We start from the raw sequence: 3,966 nt of genomic DNA, 5'->3' as shown, positions 1-3,966 counted from the left end.
CTATAATCTGATCCGCATCCCCAAACTGGTTGCAGCCCAGCCAGCCCAGACCTAGCCTCCCGGACGCGCCAGCCCAAGGAGGCCTCCTCAACAGAAAAAAAACGCTTCATTCCTCACGTTTTTCAGCAGACTGCTAGAGCAATTTCCGATCACGTTACGTCGCCAGAGATCGGGCATAGTGCGCGCTGCGGCGGCCCGCACGCACCGTGACAACGTCGATGAGGCTGATAGGAAAGCTTATCAAGCAGTGCAAACTACTTTCGACATGCCGGGTACGCATAGTGACCCACATACAGTTGAAAACGCTCCAGGTCTCCTAAATTACCTAAATTGGATACACCATCAATTCAAATGGAGCACAGCTACGGCCTCGAACCTCTCGATCTTCGCCTCCGTTAAGTGAGAGTTTTGGAAGGGGGGTCGAACATCTGGACGGCCCCGCCCTGTGAGCACACGTTGATGAAACCTCATCGTGCGCAGAGGATTTAAGTTACCCTGCAACTTCAACCTCGAGATCCGTAGCGCGCAGGCCCGATAGTGGTACATGCTGCCACTTCTGAGCGACTGTGCCGTTCTCCGGATAGAGCCAAATTGGGTTGCCTTCTTGCTGTCTGCTATTATTGTTATCGATGCACAGGTTGCGATTGACTAAGCTGTAGATAGGACCTGGGTTCTCCCCAAATTCCCACTGCTGATTAGGGTTGGCAGCGTCGTAGAACTGAAGGTAGAGCCTAGCTTCTCTGATGGCATTACCGCTTGGCGCAAGTGCAAGCCGATCACTTGCGTGCAGCCTAATGGAGCCGGCGGCAAGGTCGATATCCCAGACAATATATCGAAGGGCGGCATGTCTTTTGCGAAGTACAATTGGAGCACCCACTGCCTGATCGTGCACGCCGATCACGAAGTCTTCATTCGCCTTGTATTTGATTATATAGCTTCCCATTTATAGGTATCCTTGCTTTCCGAAAGCGCTGTCCACCGCGCGATGAAGGTCTCAGCGAATTGAGCCTCACCACCACTTGCAGCAATATACGTGCCACCGGAGAACGTTCTGTGCAGTTGGAGAAAGGCGCGAAATCGTGCGCTTCCCTGTGCCCGCGGGATGCTTACATCTCAACGTTGGCTTCCCGACGCGCAATGTCTTCAGTCGGACATGGCTGAATAGTAAGGCCGTATGCGCGCCTCTTGCCATGAGATGGCTCGCCCAACACTGCGCGTCCCAAGATTGCTCGGGCGTACCGAGCCGATCCTCATCACGAGGACGAGCCGTGGCAGATTAAGGGAGGCCTTTGTCGGAATCGATGTGGCCAGGCTAAGAAATGCCGTCGGGATTGCGGATGCAGGCCGGGAGGGTAAGGTTCGGTTCTTCGGGAGGTCGATGCTTTCATTATCAAATCAACATGCGCCGCGTCATAGAGCGGATTGCCAACCGGTTTGACCGCGTCCACTTCTGTTACGAGCCGTCCCAACTGGCTATGGTCTTTATCGCCTGATCCGGTCACTCGGCCAAGAATGCACTGTGATGGCGCCATCATTAATCCCAAGCAAGCCGAGGGCGATCGTGTGGAGACCAACCGCCGGGACGCCGTTTCTCGCGCGGCTGCCACGCGTAGGCGCGCTAACGGCTTATGGCTTGCCGATGAAGGTCGCGAAGCGATGCGCGATCTCTTCGCGCCGCATCGGCAGCGGCTGACACGCCGCGGCATAGAGCGGAGTGTGCAGGCCTGCATCTCCGCCACGATCCGCACCTTCTCCTCGCCCATCCATCGTCGCGGCCGACGTTCCCCGGTGATCACCTCGACACGACGATAGGAATCACCTTCCAGCCCGCCATCAACATGGCATTTGCCATCGTTCCACCTCCACCGATCCGCTCATATCAGGCTGTATCGGGCGCTAGCTGAGGGACAGCTAGATAACAGGCCGGTTCCCGTCTCCAAGAGTAGTTCGTTTAGGAACCAATGGCTCTAACGGTAGAACATTTGGTGAGCGACGTCAGGACCGAATGCGCGCGACCCACGTGACCGCGATGAATAGGCTGAGCTGACGCGCGACGTCGATCTTCGTGCAGAAGTTTGGACATCCGATCTTGAACCAAGCACAGCTGAGACCCAAAGCGCCTCGCCTCGACCATAGATCCCGACCAGCTGCTGTTACAGATCCAGGCAGAGTGAGTTTGAGCTGAGCATGAGCTTATCGTTTGGTACGCATCCGACGGGCGCCGTCTTGCGTGACGCGTGGTAATTCGCGAAGCGTGTGACCTTAAGTCTAGCTTTAAGGTCATCAGGCGATGCGGGTCGAGGTTTTGGGCGGACTGGAGCGGCGGCGGCGCTGGTCGCAGGATGACAAGGCGCGGATTGTTGAGGAGACGTTGGCGCCGGGCGCGAAGGTGACGGAGGTTGCGCGTCGCAACGGAGTAGCGGCCAGCCTAGTGTTTTCCTGGCGTCGACAAGCACGGAAATCAGAGCGGGTTGTACCATCTTTTGCGCCGGTGCAGATCGTCGCTACGGAAGTGGAGGAAACTCCGAAGCTTTTGCCTGCGGGTGACGGCCGAGTGCGCTCCGTGGCGGCCGCGCGTATTGGGTTAATCGAGATCGATCTTGGCAACCGGCGACGCATCCGAGTGGATGCGCACGTCGATCCGGAAGCGCTGGCGCGGGTCCTCGAGGTGCTTGAACGCCGATGATTGCCATACCGGGTAATGTGCGGGTGTGGCTTGCGACCGGCCATACAGATATGCGCCGAGGATTCCCGAGCCTTGCGCGTCTGGTTCAGGAGAGCTTGAAGCGTGATCCGCACACTGGTGATCTTTACGTTTTTAGGAGCCGTCGCGGCGACCTGATCAAGATTATTTGGCATGATGGCCAGGGCGCGTGTCTGTTCACGAAACGGTTGGAGCGCGGCCGCTTTTTGTGGCCATCGCTGGCGGACGGCGTTGTGACGATCAGCGTTGCGCAACTATCCTATCTCCTGTCCGGAATTGACTGGCGGATGCTGCAGGCAACCTGGCGTCCACAGGCTTCCGGTTAAGCTGTGTCTCTTTGACTCACGGCAGGAATCCAGCGGGATTTTTTGCGGCGAATATGGTTGATCGTCCTCGTGACGACGCCCGCCAATGCACTTCCCGCCGACCTTGCCGCTGCGCATGCGATGATCATTGCGCAGCGCGAACAGCTGACGCTGGCGAAGAGCGAAGTGACCGTCGGCCGGCTGGAAATCGAGCGGCTGAAGCTGATGCTGGCCAAGGCACGGCGCGAGCAGTTCGGGCAATCTTCTGAACGCGGCAAGCTGCTGGTCGAGCAGCTCGAACTCGCCATCGAAGATCTTGAAGAGACTCAGGCGGAGCAGGAAACCAAAGCCGAGTTCGCAGCGCCAGAAGCCGCCAAACAGAAGCGCGCGCAAAATCCACGGCCGCCGCGACGCCCCCTACCGGATAACCTGCCGGTCGAACGTATCGTCGAACCCATGCCTTGCGCGTGTGGCAAGTGCGGCAGTGAACGGCTGCACAAGCTCGGCGAGGTGGTGTCGAAGACCCTGGAATGCGAGCCGCGGCGCTGGAAGATTATCGAGCATGTCCGCGAAAAGTTCTCCTGCCGAGATTGCGAGGCGATCACAGAGGCGCCGGCGCCCTCCCATCCGATCCCGCGAGGCTTCGCCGGGCCGAGCCTGCTGGCGATGGTGCTGGTCAACAAGTTCCTACTGCATCAGCCGTTGAACCGGCAGAGCAAGACCTATGCCCGCGAAGGGATCGAGATCGACGTCTCGACCCTGGCGGATCGGGTCGGCGCCTGCGTGGTAGCACTCGATCCCATTATTGAGGCCATCCGGATCCACGTCATGAGCGCGGAACGCATCCACGCCGACGATAGTGTGCTGCAGAAGCACACAGGCAGAAGCACACAGAAAGGATGATCGTGATGATCTGATAATCTGTGAGCACAAGCTGTGACAGCGATGAGGGAGGGC

General features: G+C 58.2%; 4 protein-coding genes. 3 read left to right on the top strand and 1 reads right to left on the bottom strand.

Annotated elements, in window-relative coordinates; translation table 11 throughout:
- Positions 1 to 490: 490 nt before the first annotated feature.
- On the bottom strand, positions 491 to 943 hold the full coding sequence (locus AC5ZGW_RS45495) for an RICIN domain-containing protein (protein WP_028169415.1): 453 nt from the start codon (positions 941 to 943) through the stop codon (positions 491 to 493).
- Between the two features lie 1,347 nt (positions 944 to 2,290).
- On the opposite strand from AC5ZGW_RS45495, the gene tnpA reads away from it, so the two are divergent.
- The 3 genes from tnpA (at position 2,291) to AC5ZGW_RS45480 (ending at position 3,912) form a co-directional block, all read left to right on the top strand.
- On the top strand, positions 2,291 to 2,686 hold the full coding sequence (tnpA, locus tag AC5ZGW_RS45490; protein ID WP_130231681.1) for an IS66-like element accessory protein TnpA: 396 nt from the start codon (positions 2,291 to 2,293) through the stop codon (positions 2,684 to 2,686).
- The gene (gene tnpB / locus AC5ZGW_RS45485; RefSeq protein ID WP_028169423.1) at positions 2,683 to 3,030 is read left to right on the top strand and encodes an IS66 family insertion sequence element accessory protein TnpB; all 348 of its coding nucleotides are present in this window, start codon (positions 2,683 to 2,685) and stop codon (positions 3,028 to 3,030) included. Before tnpA ends, tnpB begins: the two co-directional genes overlap by 4 nt.
- Positions 3,031 to 3,150: 120 nt before the next feature.
- The gene (locus AC5ZGW_RS45480; protein WP_496114142.1) at positions 3,151 to 3,912 is read left to right on the top strand and encodes an IS66 family transposase; all 762 of its coding nucleotides are present in this window, start codon (positions 3,151 to 3,153) and stop codon (positions 3,910 to 3,912) included.
- The last annotated feature ends 54 nt before the right edge of the window (positions 3,913 to 3,966 follow it).

Source organism: Bradyrhizobium sp. Crot121 (assembly GCF_059512385.1).
The sequence above is the reverse complement of the archived record's forward strand: the minus strand, read 5'-3'. Positions and strand labels throughout refer to the sequence as shown.

What these genes read in the sequence shown, in the direction of transcription:
- AC5ZGW_RS45495 (WP_028169415.1), bottom strand. Translation starts at nt 943, where the DNA reads ATGGGAAGCTATATAATCAAATACAAGGCGAATGAAGACTTCGTGATC.
- tnpA (WP_130231681.1), top strand. Translation starts at nt 2,291, where the DNA reads ATGCGGGTCGAGGTTTTGGGCGGACTGGAGCGGCGGCGGCGCTGGTCG.
- tnpB (WP_028169423.1), top strand. Translation starts at nt 2,683, where the DNA reads ATGATTGCCATACCGGGTAATGTGCGGGTGTGGCTTGCGACCGGCCAT.
- AC5ZGW_RS45480 (WP_496114142.1), top strand. Translation starts at nt 3,151, where the DNA reads ATGATCATTGCGCAGCGCGAACAGCTGACGCTGGCGAAGAGCGAAGTG.